We start from the raw sequence: 17,021 nt of genomic DNA, 5'->3' as shown, positions 1-17,021 counted from the left end.
GTCGCCTTGCCGAGCGTTGCCCCCGCCGTCGCGATGTTCCAGGAAACCGATATCCGCGATCCCCGGCTGAAAGCGCTCCACGCCTATTGGAAAGGCAAGGCCGGCGCCCGGCGCATGCCGGCACGCCGCGATCTCGATCCGATCGAGATGAAGGAATGGCTCGGTAATCTGGTGCTGGTCGAGTTTCCGACCGGCAGGTTCATCGAGTTCCGCTACCGGCTCGAGGGCACCCGCATCGAGGAGTTCTACGGCCATGACGCGCGGCGCACCGGCCGCGGCGTCGAGGCCATGACGGCCGACAGCGAGCGCAAGGCGGTCCTGCCGCAATGGGAGATCGTCTTCGACGAGGGCCGGCCCGCCTATTACGAGTCCGACATCCTCTCGAGCGAAGGCAAGCTCGCGCGCCAGGCCAAGCTGCTGCTGCCGCTCTCCGACGATGGCGAGCATGTCAACATGATCCTCGGCGCGATCTATTTCCGGCCGCGGCTCGAGCTCCAGAGATAAGCCGGCCCCCGCGCTGTCAGATCGCCAGTCCCTGATCGGGGTTGAGCTCGATCAACCGCTTCACCTGCGAGCGCACCAGCTTCAGCACGGGCTCGAGCGAACGGCTGCGGCTGCTCCGCGGCGAGGGCTCCAACTGCGTCTGCATCATGCAGATGACGGCGCGACCTTGTAGCTCTGTCGCACAGAACAGCGTCACGATGCCGATGTCTTTCGTATAGGCATCGGAACTGGCGAGGCCCGTCACCACTCTCAGGTTGACGCCGAAGCAGGCCGCGTCGTCGTCATGAACCAGGAGACCGAGATCGATCGGGTCGTCAACCTGCAGAGTCATGCCCGCTCGCTTCGCCGCGTCGATCCGGCTTTGAATCTGCGCGCGTCGGGAGTCCATCTCTTCCTTCATCGCCGCGGCCAAGTCGATCGCTCCCAAGTTCTCGGCGATCAGGTCGACGAACGCCGCACGGTCGTTCCCGATGTCGGTGCTCCACATCTCTGTCGGGACCGCCAGCATCCCGAAATTGGGAATCGGATCGTCGATATCGTGTGCCGTCCGCATTTCCTTGCAGCCCCCGAACACGACCAGGACCTTGATCTCCTCCTGCGCCTCGCGGAGGACGCTACGGGTCAGATCGCGCGAGGCGGGGCACCAGCCGTCGATGGGCTGAAACTTCACCGGCATGCCGCCGACATCGAGGGTCATGACGCCGTGGCTGTCGGCCACCGGCATCGCCGGATCCAGGCCGCCGGCACAGCCCGCCAGAGCCAGGAGCAGGGTGGCCGCCAGGAAACCACGGATGCCGGGGAACCGGTCCGAAAGCCAATCGCACGAAACCGGCATGGAGCCCCCCCGTCCGTCGACATCGAAGAATCCGCGCGAGCGCGGCTTCCCTATTTCTACCGGTGGGGGTTCCGGGAATCCAGGCCTGCCAGCCACCCGGCATCAACGCCAGTCCAGCACCACCTTGCCGCTCTGGCCCGACAGCATGGTGTTGAAGCCGGCGACATAGTCCTGGACCTTGAAATGATGCGTGATGACCGGCGTCAGATCGAGGCCGCTCTGCAGCATCGCCACCATCTTGTACCAGGTCTCGAACATCTGGCGGCCATAGATGCCGCGGATCTCGAGGCCCTTGAAGATGACCTGGTTCCAGTCGATCGCGGTGTTGGCGGGCGGGATGCCGAGCAGCGCCACCTTGCCGCCATGGTTCATGACCGACAGCATGTCGGAGAAGGCCGTCGGCACGCCCGACATCTCGAGCCCGACATCGAAGCCCTCGACCATGCCGATCTCGCTCATCACGTCCTTGAGCGATTCCTTCGTGACGTTGACGCTGCGGGTGGCGCCCATCTTCTTGGCGAGGCCGAGCCGGTAGTCGTTGACGTCGGTGATGACGACATGGCGGGCGCCGACATGGCGCGCGATGGCGGCGGCCATGATGCCGATGGGGCCGGCCCCGGTGATCAGCACATCCTCGCCGACCAGGTCGAAGCTCAGCGCGGTGTGGGTGGCGTTGCCGAAGGGATCGAAGATCGAGGCCAGATCGTCGCTGATCTCGGCCGGGATCTTGAAGGCGTTGAAGGCCGGGATCACCAGGAAGTCGGCGAAGGCGCCCTCGCGGTTGACGCCGACGCCGACCGTATGGCGGCAGAGATGGCGCCGGCCGGCCCGGCAGTTGCGGCAATAGCCGCAGGTGATATGGCCCTCGCCCGAGACCCGGTCGCCGACTTTGAATCCCTTCACCTCGACGCCCATATCGACGATCTCGCCGACATATTCATGGCCGACATGCATCGGCACCGGGATCGTCTTCTGCGCCCACTCGTCCCATTTCCAGATATGGATATCGGTGCCGCAGATCGCGGTCTTCTTGATCCGGATCATCACGTCGTTGTGGCCGACCTCGGGATCCCTGACGTCGGTCAGGGTCAGGCCGGGCCCGGCCACCGTCTTCACCAGCGCACGCATGACAAGCCCTTCATTCCTCGTTCGGTTGGGGACGCCTCAGATCGCGCCCAGCGCCTTGCCGACCTTGGCGAACGCGGCGACGGCGCGGTCGATCTGCTCCCGGCTGTGGGCGGCGCTCATCTGGGTGCGGATCCGCGCCTGGCCCTTGGGCACCACAGGATAGCTGAAACCGATGACATAGACGCCCTCCTTGAGGAGCGCCTCGGCCATGGCGGAGGCGAGCTTGGCATCGCCCAGCATCACCGGGATGATGGGGTGCTCGCCCGGCACCAGCTTGAAGCCCAGCGTCGCCATCTTCTCGCGGAAATAGGCGCCGTTCTCCCGGACCTTGCGGCGCAGCCCGGCCCCCTCCGCCGTGCCCAGCAGCGCCAGGCAGGCGAGCGAAGCGGCGGCGATCGCCGGCGCCAGGCTGTTGGAGAAGAGATAGGGCCGCGAGCGCTGGCGCAGCAGTTCGACGATCGGCCGGCGTCCCGCGGTATAGCCGCCGCTGGCGCCACCCAGCGCCTTGCCGAGGGTACCGGTATAGATGTCGATCCGGTCCGCCACCCCGCAATGCTCGGGCGTGCCCCGCCCCTGCGCCCCGATGAAGCCGACGGCGTGGGAATCGTCGACCATGACCAGCGCGTCATGGCGGTCGGCCAGCTCGCAGATGCCCTTGAGGTTGGCGATGATGCCGTCCATCGAGAACACGCCGTCGGTGGCGATCAGCTTGAAGCGGGCGCCGGCCTCGGTCGCCGCCTTGAGCTGGGCCTCGAGGTCGGCCATGTCGTTGTTGGCGTAGCGGTAGCGCTTGGCCTTGCAGAGCCGGATGCCGTCGATGATCGAGGCATGGTTGAGGGCGTCGCTGATGACGGCGTCCTCCTCGCCCAGGATCGTCTCGAACAGCCCGCCATTGGCGTCGAAGCAGCTCGAATAGAGGATCGTGTCCTCGGTGCCGAGGAACCGGCTCAGCGCGGCCTCCAGCTCCTTATGCAGGGTCTGGGTGCCGCAGATGAAGCGGACCGAGGCCATGCCGAAGCCGTACTGGTCGAGGCCCTTGCGCGCGGCCTCGATCAGCCGCGGGTCGTCGGCCAGCCCCAGATAGTTGTTGGCGCAGAAGTTCAGCACCTCGGCCCCGTTCTCGAGGCGGATGGCCGAGTTCTGCGGCGTGGCGATGCGCCGTTCCGCCTTGTAGAAGCCGTCGGCGCGGATCTGCGCCAGGGTGGCGTCGATATGGGCAAGGAAGGCGGCCGTCATGAGAGCGTCCCTTCGGCAAGGCATGCTGCGCTGCCCGTGACCTTGACGGTTCCGCGACGGGCCGGCAACGGGGCATCATTGCGCAGCCGCGGGGCAACCGCGTTGACACGGCGTCTCTTAAGTGATCGCTACGCTCTGATTTCAAGCTTCGAACGCGCCCGACGATCTGCGCTCTGTTCGATCCTGAAACGTCCCCTCCCCCTACCCCCTCCCGCAAAGGGGAGGGGGCGCGATGCTTGATGTACCAGCCCCCTCCCCTTGCGGGAGGGGGTAGGGGGAGGGGTGATGCAGAGCGAGATCTGACCAAGGCCTACGCGTAAAGCCGCTCGTTCTGCAGGTCCTTGTAGAGGCCGGCGACCTCGTCGGCATAGCCGTTGAAGAGCTGGGTCGCCACCACCTGGTCGGTGCCGAGCACGCGCTCATGCGCCTGGCTCCAGCGCGGATGCGGCACCTCGGGATTGACGTTGGCCCAGAAGCCGTACTCGCTCGCCTGCAGCGCCTGCCAGAAATTCATCGGCTGCTGGTCGGTGAAGCTGAAGCGCACGATCGACTTGATCGACTTGAAGCCGTATTTCCACGGCACGGTCAGGCGCAGCGGCGATCCGTTCTGGGCCGGCAGCGGCTTGCCATAGACGCCGGTCGCGATGAAGGCCAGATCGTGGGTCGCTTCCGCGAGCGTCAGCCCCTCGACATAGGGCCAGGGATACCAGCTCTGCTGCTGGCCCGGCGCCGCGTCGGGGTTCATGAAGGTCTCCATGCGCAGGTATTTGGCGCCCGCCGAAGGCTGAGCCATCGCCACCAGCGCCTTCAGCGGGAAGCCGCTCCAGGGCACCGCCATCGACCAGGCCTCGACGCAGCGATGGCGATAGAGCCGCTCCTCGAGCGGCATCTTGGCGAGAAGATCGTCGATCGCGATCTCCATCGGCTGCGCCACCATGCCGTCGATCTTCACGCTCCAGGGGCGGATCGGCAGCGCCTGGGCATCGTCGACCACGTCCTTGCTGTCGTTGAACTCGTAGAAATTGTTCCAGCTGGTCGCGAACTTCTCCTCGGTCAACGGCCGGTCGAGCGTGTAGCTGTCGTTGCGCGTCACCGGATAGAGCTTGGCGGAGGGATCCTCCATGGCCGCTTCGGCCGGCATCGCGCCGGCGCCGGCCAGCAGGATCGGCCCCAGCGCCAGCCCCTTCAGCAGGCGCCGGCGGTCGCGGAACAGGGCCTCGGGCGTCGCCATCCGCTCCGGCAGTTCCCAGCGCCGTCGGGTCCGAATCAGCATGGCAGGCACTCCTCTCCTGAATGGGCCGATACAGAGCTAGGCCCGGCGCCCGCTCCGCTCAACTCAAGAAAGGGTGAGGCGATTGCGATCCGGAAAACAACCCCCGCCCCACCTTGTGGGGAGAGGGAGGGACCCATGGCGACGCGATGGAAGGGTGAGGGGTGCGGTGCGCGCCCGGAGAGACCGCCCTCTTCCAGCTCCGGCCAAGGCTCGACTTCGTCTCGCCTGAGCCTGCGCAACCCTCCCCCTCGTAAACGAGGGGGAGGGGAAAAGTTCTCAGTCGAGCAGGCTGCGGAGCATCCAGGCGTTCTTCTCGTGAACCTGCATGCGCTGGGTCAGCAGGTCGGCGGTCGGCTCGTCATGCGCCTTGTCGACGACCGGGAAGACGCTGCGGGCGGTGCGCGTCACCGCCTCCTGACCGGCGACCAGCTGGCGGATCATCTCCTCCGCGTCCGGCACGCCGTCGGCTTCCTTGATCGAGGAGAGCTTCGAATAGGCCTTGTAGCTGCCCGGCGCCGGATGACCCAGCGCGCGGATGCGCTCGGCGATGAGATCGACCGCGAGCGCCAGCTCGGTGTACTGCGTCTCGAACATGAGATGCAGCGTGTTGAACATCGGGCCGGTCACGTTCCAATGGAAATTGTGGGTCTTGAGATAGAGCGTGTAGCTGTCGGCCAGCAGGTTCGACAGGCCATCGGCGATCTTCTTGCGATCTTTCTCCGAGATGCCGATCTCGATCGGCATCTCATCCTTCTTTCCCATGTCCTTGTCTCCCCCAACGGTTCAAAATCGATGGCATCCGGTCCGGCGGCCCGTTGCGGGCCGCGGCCGAGTTTATAGACGCCTGAATCGGACCTTCAAGCCCGATCTGGATCATTTCCAAACTGTGACAGGCGCCGACGGCGAAAACTCCCGGGCCGGCGGGCCGTCGCCGCTCAATGCGCCGGCTGGACCCGCTGCTCGACGACCTTGTCGGCGATTCGCCCGATCAGCTCCTGCAGGTGATCGAACTTCCAGGCGAAGGTCCCGACGCCGAGTGTGAGCGAACGCAGCTCGATGATCAGGTCGTGCAGCTCCGACTGCGGCATATGCGCGCTGACCTCGTCCCAGCCCGACCAGCCCTCCTTGGCGTCGAAGCCCAGGATCTGCCCGCGCCGGCCGCTGATGAGGCCATGGACGCGCGAGGTGAACTCCGTCGGCACCGTCACGGTGACGGCATAGATCGGCTCCAGCAGCACCGGCTCGCAGTTGGGCAGGGCCTCGGTCATCGCCATGCGGGCGGCGGTCTTGAAGGCCATGTCCGAGCTGTCAACCGTGTGGAACTGCCCGTCGGTCAGGGTGACGGCGAGGTCGACCACCGGAAAGCCCAGCGGCCCGCGCACGAGATACTCGCGCACCCCTTCCTCGACCGAGGGGATGTATTGGCGCGGGACGGCACCGCCCACGATCTCGTCGTGGAACTCGAAGCCCTTGCCGCGCGGCAAGGGCGAGATGCCGACATGGATGTCGGCGAACTGGCCATGGCCGCCGCTCTGGCGCTTGAAGCGGGAATGCTGCTTGGTGCCCTTGCGGATGGTCTCCTTGTAATTGACCTGGGGACGGTGCGACTTGACCGGCAGGTTGTATTTGAGCCTGAGCCGATCGATGGCGATCTGCAGATGGATCTCGCCCTGCCCCCACAGCACCAGCTCGTGCGTGTCGGGATTCTGATCGACCGACAGCGCCTCGTCTTCCTCGACCAGCTTGTGCAGCGCCGCCGTCAGCTTGACCTCGTCGGCGCGGTTCTCGGTGTCGATGGCGAGCGAGAACAGCGGCGCCGGCTTCGCCGGCCAGGGCGTGGTCGTCCTGGCCTTGCCGGAGGCCGAGAGCAACGCGCCACCGGCCACCTCCTCCATGCGCCCCAGCGCCACCACCTCGCCGGCTGCGGCACCCGCAAGCTTCGCCAGCTCATGGCCCTTCATCCGCGACACGCTGCCCACGCGATGGCCCGAGAGCGTCATCCCGTCCTGCAGCTTGCCGCTCCAGACGCGGGCCAGCGAGAGCTTGCCGGTATGGGCCTGATGATAGGTCTTGAACACCTGCGCGACGGTGTCGCCTGCGTCGGAAGCGATACCGAGCCGCTTCGCGGTCTCGCGTACATCCGGCACCTCGTGGCGCAGCGTCTTGAGCAGCCGGCGCACGCCATGATCGCGCTCGGCCGCGCCCAGGAAGACCGGCACGATCAGGTCGGCGGCCAGATCCTTGGTCAGCTGCTGATAGATGCTGTCCTTGGAGGGCACCGCGTCCTCCAGCAGCTGCTCGAGCAGCGCATCGTCGAAGTCGGCCAGCGATTCCAGCAGGGAGCGGCGCGCCGTCTGCTCGCGCTCCAGCACCGTCTCCGGCATCTTCATCAGATCCGAGGGCTGGCCCGGCTTGTACTGATAGGCGCGCTCGCTCACCAGATCGACATAGCCCGTGATCTGGTCGACGCCGTTCTTGTCCGCGGTCCGGATCGGCACCTGGCGCAGCACCAGCGGGCGCGCCGACACCGCCTGCAGCGCCGCCATCAGCTCGGCCACGCGATAAGGCGCGATGTCCATCTTGTTGACGAACAGCAGGTGGGGGATCTTGCGGTCGTCGAGGAATTTCAGCAGCGGCGCCAGGGTCAGCGCCTTGGCCGGCTCGGGCTCGCACACCACGATGGCGGCGTCGGCCACCATGAGCGCCTGCTGCGCTTCGCGGGCGAGCTCGACGGAGCCGGGACAATCGAGAAAGCACCAGGATTCGCCGAGGAACTCGGTCGTGGCCGAGGCGATCTCGACCGACATCTTGCGGGCGCGCGCTTCAGGTGCGCTGTCGCCGACCGTGTTGCCTTCCTTGATGGTGCCCTTCCTGGACACGGCACCGGTGACGAAGAGGAGGCTTTCGAGCAGCGTCGTCTTGCCGCTGAGATAAGGACCCACCAAGGCGGCGCAACGGGGCGCCGCCGTCGTTTTCTCGCCCATGGCCATACTCCCTGATCGCGTTGTGTCGTCACGAAAAGGGGCGGTTCGGCCCTGGCGGAGCCTTCCGCCCTTGGTTGCCCTCATCATCCGGGCGTGTGCGGCGCAGTGGCAAGGGGGAAAACTCCGCCGGCCCTTTTGCCGCAATGCGTTCTGAACCCAGGGAAAGATCGAGGCCGGATCGGAAGCGGGTTCTGCAGGAACCTCGCACCTGGCCCCTCGTTGAATCCGTCTATAGGGGCCATGGGCTCGCCGACCCCCGATCCCTGGTGGTGGAAGCCGCCCCTCCGCTTTCGCCCGTTTCCACCGGGAGGACGGACGCTCCATGTCAGCCGCAGCGACACCCCCTTCGCCGCCAGCGACGACCGGCGCCATGCGCGGCGACCATGCCCGGGATTCACAGCCGCCCGCCCACGGCGGCCCAGACGGTCACGACAGCGTCTCTCGCCTGCTGGTCGCGTTCGGGCGTTCCTGGCGCAAAGGGCAGATCGATCTCGAAAGCCTGGTCACGGCTCTGGAGCATCGCGGCCATGGCGTGCTGCTGGTGCTGTTCGGGCTGCCCAATCTCATCCCGAATCCGATCCCGGGCCTGTCGGCCCTGTTCGGCATCCCGCTCGCGATCCTGAGCGTCCAGATGATCCTGCAGCAGCCCCACCCCTGGCTGCCGCGGTGGCTCGCACGACACAAGGTCGAGCGCGATGCCTATCGCCGCATCGTCGGCCGGGCCGCCCCCTGGCTCGCCAAGGTCGAACGGATCCTGCGCCCGCGCCTGCCGCTCATGCTGACGCCGCTCGCGATCTCGCTGATCGCCACCCTCTGCCTGATGCTGAGCCTGCTGCTGGCGCTGCCGATCCCGCCCACCGGCAGCCTGCTCTCGGCACCGATCGTCCTGTTCGGGCTGGCGTTGATTCAGCGCGACGGCGTCAGCGCGCTCATCGCGGCGCTGCTGGGCAATGCCGCGATGATCTTTGCGCTGAGCGCCGGCTGGGCGGCGATCAAGACCGTCGCCGCCGCGATCCTCGGCTGGACCGGCGCCTAGCCCAGCTTCGCGCAGGCGCGCTGGATGCGGGTGCAGGCATCCTTCAGCGCCTCGGTCGAGGTCGCGTAGGAGATGCGGAAGAAGGGCGAAAGCCCGAAGGCCGAACCCTGCACCGCCGCCACGCCCTCGGCTTCGAGGATATAGGCGACGAAATCGTCGTCGCTGGCGATCACCTTGCCCTCGGGCGTGCGCTTGCCGATGGTGCCCGCGCAGGACGGATAGACATAGAACGCGCCTTCCGGCTTGTGGCACTTCAGCCCCTTCGCCTGGTTCAGCATCTCGACGACCATGTCGCGGCGCTGCTTGAAGACGGCGTTGTGCTTGGCGATGAAATCCTGCGGCCCGTTGAGCGCCTCGACCGAGGCGGCCTGGCTCACCGAGCAGGGGTTCGAGGTGCTCTGCGACTGCACCTTGGCGATCGCCTTGATCAGCGCCACGGGGGCTGCCGCGTAACCGATGCGCCAGCCGGTCATGCAATAGGCCTTGCTGACGCCGTTCATCGTCACGGTGCGGTCCTTGAGCCGCGGCTCGATCTGCGCCGGGGTGGTGAAGACGAAATTGTCGTAGACCAGGTGCTCGTACATGTCGTCCGTGAGGATCCAGACATGCGGATGCTTGACCAGCACGTCGGTCAGCGCCTTGAGCTCGTCGCGGGTATAGGCGGCGCCGGTCGGGTTGGACGGGCTGTTGAGGATGACCCACTTGGTCTTGGGCGTGATGGCGCGGTCGAGATCGCGCGCCTGCATCTTGAAGCCGCTCTCCTGGCCGCAGGGCACGAACACCGGCTTGCCCTCGCAGAGCAGCACGATATCGGGATAGGACACCCAGTAGGGCGCGGGGATCACCACCTCGTCGCCCGGATTGAGGGTCGCGACCATCGCGTTATAGATGATCTGCTTGCCGCCCGAGGCGACGGTGATCTCGTCGACCTTATAGGACAGGCCGTTCTCGCGCTCGAACTTGCCGCAGATCGCCTTCTTGAGCTCGGGCGTGCCGTCGACATTGGTGTATTTCGTGTCGCCGCGGCGGATCGCCTCGACCGCCGCCGCCTTGATGTTGTCGGGCGTGTCGAAGTCCGGCTCGCCGGCCCCGAGGCCGATCACGTCGCGGCCGGCCGCCTTCAGTTCGCGCGCCTTCATGGTAACGGCGATCGTGGGGGACGGCTTGATCAGGTCGAGACGGTCAGCGAGGAAGGCCATGGCGATTTCCCGGGGCTCTTGAGAGGAGAGAAACGGATGCGGGCGGCGTGCGGATTCCGGCACGCGGCCGGCGGCGCGAAGATAGTGGCGGCCTCCCTGGGGCGCAAGACGGTAACCCGTTTCGGCCGCTGCCAAAATTGTCACCGTGACGGCCGGCGGCCGCAGCGGCCCTTGAACCTTCCCGGGCGGGAAGCTTTAGGGTGGCCGCCGTGACCCTGGGGCCCGCGGACGGGAAACCCCTATCAAGGAGCGACCGACATGAACTTTGACACGATCAGACCTGCCGCCATCCATCGATTCGCAGGATGGCTGTCCGGCACCGCCGTCATCCTCGCCTTTGTCTTCAGCCTGGCCGCAAGCCCCGAACCGGCAGCGGCACAACAGGACCAGACCCAGCAGCAGCTTCAGGATTTGCGGGAACAGATGCTGGAACTGCATCAGCAGATGTTCGGCGTGATGCAACAGATGATGGCGGGCGGCGGGATGCCGATGATGCGTCAAGGCTGGATGCCGGGAATGATGGGCTATGGCTACGGGCCCGGCATGATGATGGGCTACGGCTATGGCCCGGGCTGCATGGGCTGCGGCTATGGCGCAGGCACGATGAACGCACCGGCGTATGGCATGGGTCCCGGCATGATGGGCCAGCAAGGTTATGGCGTCGGCCCCGGCATGATGGGCGGCGGCATGATGGGCAATGGCGCTCGGGGATCCCAGGCGTTGTGGCAGGCCGAGATGCAGATGCACCGGGCGATGAACCAGCCTTACAGCGGCGACGCCGATCGCGACTTCGTCGCGCACATGATCGCGCATCACGAGGGTGCCGTCGCGATGGCGCAAGCCGTACTGCAATATGGCAAGGACCCGCAAATCAAGCAGCTCGCACAGAACATCGTCTCGGCGCAGCAGAAGGAGCTGGACATGATGAAGGACTGGTTGGCGAACCATCCGGCCGCGCAATGATCGAGGCGAAACGCAGGGTCGATCGCCTCTAGAACGGCAGGAATTGTTTCATCTATGTCGTGCATTGTTGCCGCCAGAGCGGGGACGTGAAACGATGTTCTCCCCGCATGGCGGCACTGCGTTGAATCCTGTGCATCGCCTCTCGACAAGCGCGGATTTTCTCCCGTAGAACGACGCCCCTGACGAACGGGGGCGGGTTCATCAGCGGCGTGTGGTCGCCGCTTCGCACCCCGGATCCGCGCCGGCTGAGAAGCCGGCGTCACACCTCCAGGGGAGAGGCCCAACCCATGCCTACGATCAAGACGCAGCTTCCAGCGCGCGCCGCCATCCTCGCGCTCGCCTTCGGCCTGGCCGGCTTCGGTCTGGTCGGAGCGACCGCCGCCCAGGCCGAGAGCAAGGTCGAACGCGGCCGCTATCTCGCGACCATCATGGATTGCGGCGGTTGCCATACACCGGGCGCGATGACGCCCCAGCCCGACCTGACCCATCCGCTGGGCGGTTCCGATCTCGGCTTCGAGATCCCGGGCCTCGGCGTGTTCTATCCGCCCAACCTGACGCCCGACCAGGAGACCGGTCTCGGCCATTGGAGCGAGGCCGAGATCATCGATGCGGTGCGCAAGGGCGTGCGGCCGGACGGGCGCGAGCTGGCGCCGATCATGCCCTGGCATTCCTATGGCGCGCTCACGGACGCCGATGCCAAGGCGCTGGTGGCCTATCTCAAGTCGCTCCCGCCCTTCCCGCACAAGGTACCGGGTCCCTTCGGCCCCCAGGAGAAGCCCACGGCGCCCTACTTCACGGTCGCGGTGCCGCAGTAACAGAGCTCACGCCCCCTCCCCTTGCGGGAGGGGGCGAGAAACTCGAGACAGGTGCGATCTCTCGCTGCCGAGAGATCGCGCGCATTCGCGCCAAATTTGCCGGCATCGACCGCTTGGGAAAAAATCCCGCGCGTTAACCACGCCCCTTAACAGGGCCGCAACCGCGCTGCGCGCAATCATCGAAGACCGGCGAGAGGTGAGGACGCGCGGCGCCGAATCGGGACGCCAAGGATGGCGCCACAATTCCGCCGCAAAGAATCACGGAAACGCCCCTTTGGGGAACGTGTCTCGCCACAGCGAGCGACCATATCTGGATCGTCCCGACGGCCGAGAGGGCCGCTTCGGGATGCATGCGAAGGGTTAAGGGGGTGCAGGATGCGCGGTAATGCCAAGTTTGCGCAGGGCAACGGGTCGATCCAAGGCGGCAAGGGCCGCAAGCTGATCGCCAGCATCCGGATCGGTCTGATGTCGGGCGCCATGTTGTTGGCGCTGCTCGTGCTGTCGGTTCCGCGTGTGGCCGAGTCTCTCGGCCTCAAACCGCCGCCGGGCCTCGTCAGCGTGGCCCAGCTGGGGCCTTCAGTCCCGGCTTGGTCGCATCACCTGGATGAGTCGGACCGGTGACAGGGTCCGACCCGTTCATGACAGTCGGTTCCCCTTAGAGCGGCCCCGTCCGCCCTCCCGGCCTCCCGCAGAGGCCGGGTTTTCTTTTGCGGAATCCGGCTCTCGGGGCCAGGCCCCGCTCGCCGCCGCCCCCTGACAGGCCCTGACAATCTCCCCGGACGCGACAAGGTCTTCCCTCCCCGCCCCTACCCAGGGCGGGTGACGCTCGCTATATCTGGGGCCATGCCCAAGCTGAATTCCGTGAAAGGGGCCCCGCCGGGCTCCGACCCGATCGTGCTCGAGCGCCCGATGGCCGGCGACGGCACGCCCTTCAAGCTCGTCTCGCCCTTCGCGCCGGCGGGCGACCAGCCGCAGGCGATCGCCCAGCTCAGCGACGGCCTGCTCCAGGGCGAGCGCGACCAGGTGCTGCTGGGCGTCACCGGCTCGGGCAAGACCTACACCATGGCGCATGTGATCCAGCGCCTGCAGCGCCCGACCCTGATCCTCGCGCCGAACAAGACGCTGGCGGCCCAGCTCTATGGCGAGATGAAGAGCTTCTTCCCGGAGAACGCGGTCGAGTATTTCGTCTCCTATTACGACTACTACCAGCCGGAAGCCTACGTCCCGCGCACCGACACCTATATCGAGAAGGAAAGCTCGATCAACGAGCAGATCGACCGCATGCGCCACTCGGCGACGCGGGCGCTGTTCGAGCGGCGCGACGTGGTGATCGTCGCGTCGGTCTCCTGCATCTACGGCATCGGCTCGCCCGAGACCTATTCGACCATGACGATCACGATCAAGAAGGGCGAGTTCCTGCAGCGCCAGGAGCTGCTGCGCCGCCTGGTCGAGATCCAGTACAAGCGCAACGACGCCGCCTTCCAGCGCGGCGCCTTCCGCGTGCGCGGCGATTCGATCGAGATCTTTCCGGCCCACCTGGAGGACCGCGCCTGGCGGCTGTCGCTGTTCGGCGACGAGGTCGAGAGCATCGTCGAGTTCGATCCCCTGACCGGCGAGCGCACGGCAGCGCTCAACGAGATCAAGATCTACGCCAACAGCCACTATGTGACGCCGAAGCCGACGCTCAACCAGGCGATCGAGCAGATCAAGGTGGACCTCAAGCTACGGCTTGAGGAGTTCGCCCAATCGGGCAAGCTGCTGGAGGCGCAGCGGCTGGAGCAGCGGACCCAGTTCGACATCGAGATGATGGCGGCGACCGGCTCCTGCGCCGGCATCGAGAACTATTCCCGCTACCTGACCGGCCGCAGGCCCGGCGAGCCGCCGCCCACCCTGTTCGAATATATCCCCGCCGATGCGCTCCTCATCGTCGACGAAAGCCATGTGACGGTGCCCCAGGTGGGCGGCATGTTCCGCGGCGACTATCAACGCAAATCGACGCTCTCGGAATACGGCTTCCGCCTGCCTTCCTGCATCGACAACCGTCCGCTCAAGTTCGAGGAGTGGGACCAGATGCGGCCGCAGTCGGTCTATGTCTCGGCCACGCCCGGCCCCTGGGAGATGGAGCGCACCCATGGCGTCTTCGCCGAGCAGGTGATCCGCCCGACCGGCCTGATCGATCCGCCCTGCATCATCCGCCCGACCGAGACCCAGGTCGACGACGTGATCGCCGAATGCAAGGCCGCCGCCGCCAAGGGCCAGCGCGTGCTGATCACGACCCTGACCAAGCGCATGGCCGAGGACCTGACGGAATATATGCACGAGGCCGGCGTGCGCGTGCGCTACATCCATTCCGACGTCGAGACGCTGGAGCGCATCGAGATCATCCGCGACCTGAGGCTCGGGGCCTTCGACGTGCTGATCGGCATCAACCTGCTGCGCGAGGGCCTCGACATTCCCGAATGCGCGCTGGTCGCCATCCTCGACGCCGACAAGGAAGGCTATCTGCGCTCGCAGACCTCGCTGATCCAGACCATCGGCCGTGCCGCGCGCAACGTCGAAGGCCGCGTGATCCTCTATGCCGACGTGATGACCAAGTCCATGGAGGTGGCCCTCTCGGAGACGCAGCGCCGCCGCGACAAGCAGACCGCCTGGAACGCGGCGCACGGCATCACCCCGGAATCCGTGAAGAAGTCGATCTCCGACATCCTCGAGAGCGTCTATGAGCGCGACCATGTCACGGTCACGACCGGCGACAAGGACGCGCTCCACCATATCGGCCATAACCTGCAGACGACCCTCGCTGATCTCGAGAAGCGCATGCGCACCGCCGCGGCCGATCTCGAGTTCGAGGAAGCGGCCCGGCTGCGCGACGAGATCCGCCGCCTGGAGGCGATCGATCTGGAGATCCCCGCCGACGGCTCGCCCGCCCCGCGCTCGATCGCGGGCCGCGCCGGCGAGCCGGCCAAGACGCCCCGCGCGCGCCTGCCCAAGGCGGCCGAGCCCGCCCTCACCCCCTGGGACCGACCCGCCGGCGCACCGAAGGCCGGGCGGCCGAAGCGCGGCGGGTTCCGCGGCCGCGGGCGGCGGTAGCTGCCGGGTAGAGGTAATGATTGTCCCTTCCCCCGTCTTCGGGGGAAGGTTGGGAAGGGGGCTGCGCGATCTTCGACAGCGAGCAGCCCCCTCCCTCGCCCTCCCCCGTTCCGGGGGAGGGGAGTCATGGCCGGGTCACCCGCTCGTGACTCGCAACCGCGACCCGGCTCCTTATCTCTAGGGCACGGCAACCCACCCAGGAACGCGCAATCCGATGGCTGACCCCTACGCATGGCCCGCCCTGGCGACGATCGCGGCCTTGCTCGTCTATCTCGCGAGCTTCGCGCTGGCGAGCCGGATGCGGGCCAAGCATCGCGTCGTGGCGCCCTCGACCGAGGGGCCTGAGGAATTCAAGCGTGCCCTGCGCATCCAGGCGAACACGCTGGAGCAGCTCGTGCCGTTCCTGGCCTCGCTCTGGCTGTTCGCCCTGTTCCTGTCGCCGGTCTGGGCGGCGCTGCTGGGCGCGGTCTGGGTTGCCGGACGGATTTTCTACCTCGTCGCCTATTTCCGCGATCCGGCGACGCGCGGGCCCGGTTTCGTGATAGCGGCGGCGGCCTGTATCATGCTGCTGCTGGGCGCGCTCGTCGGCGTGATCGACCGGCTTCTGTCCTGAGCTTGCACCCGAGGAGGTTCATCATGACCGAGAGCGGCACCAAGGCCCCGAAGATCCAGAAATCAGACGCCGAATGGCGCCAGGAGCTGACGCCGGAACAGTATCGCGTCACCCGGCAGCAGGGCACCGAGCGCGCCTTCACCGGCGCGTACTGGGACAATCACGAGACCGGGCGCTATCGCTGCGTCTGCTGCGGCGAGCTGCTGTTCGAATCCGACGACAAGTTCGATTCCGGCTGCGGCTGGCCGAGCTTCACCCAGCCCGAGAGCAAGGACGTCGTCGAGACCCAGATCGACCGCAGCCACATGATGGTCCGCACCGAAGTGCATTGCGCGCGCTGCGCGGCGCATCTGGGCCATGTGTTCCCGGACGGGCCGGCGCCGACAGGCCTGCGCTTCTGCATCAACTCCGCTTCCTTGACCTTCGAGCCGAAAGACGAGAAGAAGAAGTAACCGGCCGTCACCGAGAGGGAATCCGCGCGCATGCAAGTCCTGACCGTGCTCTGCCATCCGCGCCGCGATTCCCTGACGGCGGCCGTCGCTCGAGAGTTTCGTGCCGGGCTGGCCGAGAGCGGCCATGGCGGCGAGCTGGCCGACCTCTATGCCGAGGGCTTCGATCCCCTGGTCCTGCCGCCCGACGAGCCGGATTGGGACGACGCGACCAAGCGCTATTCCGATGCGGTGCTGGCCGAGCAGGCCCGAGTCGAACGCCATCAGGCGATCGCGATGGTCTTTCCGGTCTGGTGGTGGTCCTTTCCGGCGATGCTCAAGGGCTGGATCGATCGAGTCTGGAATCGCGGCTGGGCCTATGACGAAAGCCGGCTCGCGCTCCAGCACGGGCTCCTGATCGGCCTCGCTGCCGGCGGGAACAAAACCTATGACGGCCCGCGCGGCTATCGCGGCGCCATGGAGACCCAGCTGGTCCAGGGCATCCTCGACTATTGCGGCGTGCAGAACGGGCGGCTCGAGCTGCTGCTCAACTCGACCGAGAGCGATGCCGCGAGCCAGGCGCTGCTGCGGCAGGCCCGCGTGCTGGGGCGCGATTTCCTGCCGGCCGGCGCACCCGTCGCGGCGCGCTAGGCGCTTTTCCCGCCCTCGGCCCCCTTCCCCGGCTCCGGCCGCCCTCGCTCGGATTGCGCCGATCCGGCGTGGCCGCCCGCGACCGCCGCGAGAGAACGGTCGCCCGTTCTCGCTTGCGGATTTTCAGGCCGAATCGCAGGGAACCAATAACCTTAACATCTTGTTAATCACTTTTGAAAGATACCCAGTTGGTCAGGTTGTGCCCTAGGGTCGGGCATTGGAACCTCCATTGAACCGAGGGCCGGTAAAGGGAAATTGATCTAGGC

At 66.6% G+C, this 17,021-nt stretch carries 16 protein-coding genes; 9 read left to right on the top strand and 7 right to left on the bottom strand.

Annotated features, from left to right (window positions below; translation table 11 throughout):
* Window positions 1–6: 6 nt before the first annotated feature.
* Window positions 7–504 carry a PAS domain-containing protein gene (locus FRZ61_RS05025; RefSeq protein WP_191909304.1) on the top strand — a complete coding sequence of 166 codons (498 nt, stop codon included), beginning with the start codon at window positions 7–9 and terminating at the stop codon, window positions 502–504.
* A gap of 16 nt (window positions 505–520) precedes the next feature.
* Here the strand turns inward: FRZ61_RS05025 and FRZ61_RS05020 are convergent, their stop codons facing one another.
* From FRZ61_RS05020 to FRZ61_RS04995, 6 genes are all read right to left on the bottom strand, one after another.
* Window positions 521–1,228: a hypothetical protein gene (locus FRZ61_RS05020; protein WP_151115379.1), complete on the bottom strand. Its 708-nt coding sequence runs from the start codon at window positions 1,226–1,228 to the stop codon at window positions 521–523.
* Between the two features lie 213 nt (window positions 1,229–1,441).
* A complete protein-coding gene (tdh, locus tag FRZ61_RS05015; protein ID WP_151115377.1) occupies window positions 1,442–2,467 on the bottom strand; it encodes an L-threonine 3-dehydrogenase in 1,026 nt (341 codons plus the stop codon).
* A gap of 36 nt (window positions 2,468–2,503) precedes the next feature.
* Window positions 2,504–3,703 carry a glycine C-acetyltransferase gene (locus FRZ61_RS05010; protein WP_151115375.1) on the bottom strand — a complete coding sequence of 400 codons (1,200 nt, stop codon included), beginning with the start codon at window positions 3,701–3,703 and terminating at the stop codon, window positions 2,504–2,506.
* 310 nt (window positions 3,704–4,013) lie between these two features.
* Window positions 4,014–4,976 carry a protein-methionine-sulfoxide reductase catalytic subunit MsrP gene (msrP, locus tag FRZ61_RS05005; protein WP_151115373.1) on the bottom strand — a complete coding sequence of 321 codons (963 nt, stop codon included), beginning with the start codon at window positions 4,974–4,976 and terminating at the stop codon, window positions 4,014–4,016.
* Between the two features lie 276 nt (window positions 4,977–5,252).
* A complete protein-coding gene (locus FRZ61_RS05000; protein WP_151115371.1) occupies window positions 5,253–5,738 on the bottom strand; it encodes a Dps family protein in 486 nt (161 codons plus the stop codon).
* Between the two features lie 173 nt (window positions 5,739–5,911).
* Window positions 5,912–7,960, bottom strand: a complete 2,049-nt coding sequence (locus FRZ61_RS04995; RefSeq protein ID WP_151115369.1) for an elongation factor G — start codon at window positions 7,958–7,960, stop codon at window positions 5,912–5,914.
* A gap of 322 nt (window positions 7,961–8,282) precedes the next feature.
* On the opposite strand from FRZ61_RS04995, the gene FRZ61_RS04990 reads away from it, so the two are divergent.
* Window positions 8,283–8,996: an exopolysaccharide biosynthesis protein gene (locus tag FRZ61_RS04990; protein ID WP_151115367.1), complete on the top strand. Its 714-nt coding sequence runs from the start codon at window positions 8,283–8,285 to the stop codon at window positions 8,994–8,996.
* On the opposite strand, the gene FRZ61_RS04985 is transcribed toward FRZ61_RS04990, so the two are convergent.
* Entirely contained in the window at window positions 8,993–10,195 is a 1,203-nt protein-coding gene (locus tag FRZ61_RS04985) for a pyridoxal phosphate-dependent aminotransferase (protein WP_151115365.1), read from the bottom strand. The genes FRZ61_RS04990 and FRZ61_RS04985 overlap by 4 nt on opposite strands.
* A 258-nt stretch (window positions 10,196–10,453) precedes the next feature.
* Here FRZ61_RS04985 and copM point away from each other — a divergent pair, with 258 nt between their 5' ends.
* From copM to FRZ61_RS04950, 7 genes are all read left to right on the top strand, one after another.
* Window positions 10,454–11,158, top strand: coding sequence for a CopM family metallochaperone (copM, locus tag FRZ61_RS04980; RefSeq protein WP_151115363.1), 705 nt, complete (start codon window positions 10,454–10,456; stop codon window positions 11,156–11,158).
* Window positions 11,159–11,445: 287 nt separating this feature from the next.
* Window positions 11,446–11,973 carry a c-type cytochrome gene (locus tag FRZ61_RS04975; RefSeq protein ID WP_151115361.1) on the top strand — a complete coding sequence of 176 codons (528 nt, stop codon included), beginning with the start codon at window positions 11,446–11,448 and terminating at the stop codon, window positions 11,971–11,973.
* 375 nt (window positions 11,974–12,348) lie between these two features.
* Window positions 12,349–12,594 (top strand): hypothetical protein, encoded by a 246-nt coding sequence (locus FRZ61_RS04970; RefSeq protein ID WP_151115359.1) that lies wholly within the window; start codon window positions 12,349–12,351, stop codon window positions 12,592–12,594.
* A 288-nt stretch (window positions 12,595–12,882) separates the two neighbouring features.
* Entirely contained in the window at window positions 12,883–15,063 is a 2,181-nt protein-coding gene (uvrB, locus tag FRZ61_RS04965; protein WP_151120690.1) for an excinuclease ABC subunit UvrB, read from the top strand.
* Window positions 15,064–15,277: 214 nt separating this feature from the next.
* Entirely contained in the window at window positions 15,278–15,676 is a 399-nt protein-coding gene (locus FRZ61_RS04960; RefSeq protein WP_151115357.1) for an MAPEG family protein, read from the top strand.
* Between the two features lie 23 nt (window positions 15,677–15,699).
* On the top strand, window positions 15,700–16,128 hold the full coding sequence (gene msrB / locus FRZ61_RS04955) for a peptide-methionine (R)-S-oxide reductase MsrB (RefSeq protein WP_151115355.1): 429 nt from the start codon (window positions 15,700–15,702) through the stop codon (window positions 16,126–16,128).
* A gap of 30 nt (window positions 16,129–16,158) precedes the next feature.
* Entirely contained in the window at window positions 16,159–16,755 is a 597-nt protein-coding gene (locus FRZ61_RS04950; RefSeq protein WP_151115353.1) for an NAD(P)H oxidoreductase, read from the top strand.
* The last annotated feature ends 266 nt before the right edge of the window (window positions 16,756–17,021 follow it).

The organism is Hypericibacter adhaerens (genome assembly GCF_008728835.1).
Classification (GTDB): Bacteria; Pseudomonadota; Alphaproteobacteria; order Dongiales; family Dongiaceae; genus Hypericibacter; species Hypericibacter adhaerens.
Note: the sequence above shows the minus strand (reverse complement) of the source record. Positions and strands in the feature narration are given on the sequence as shown.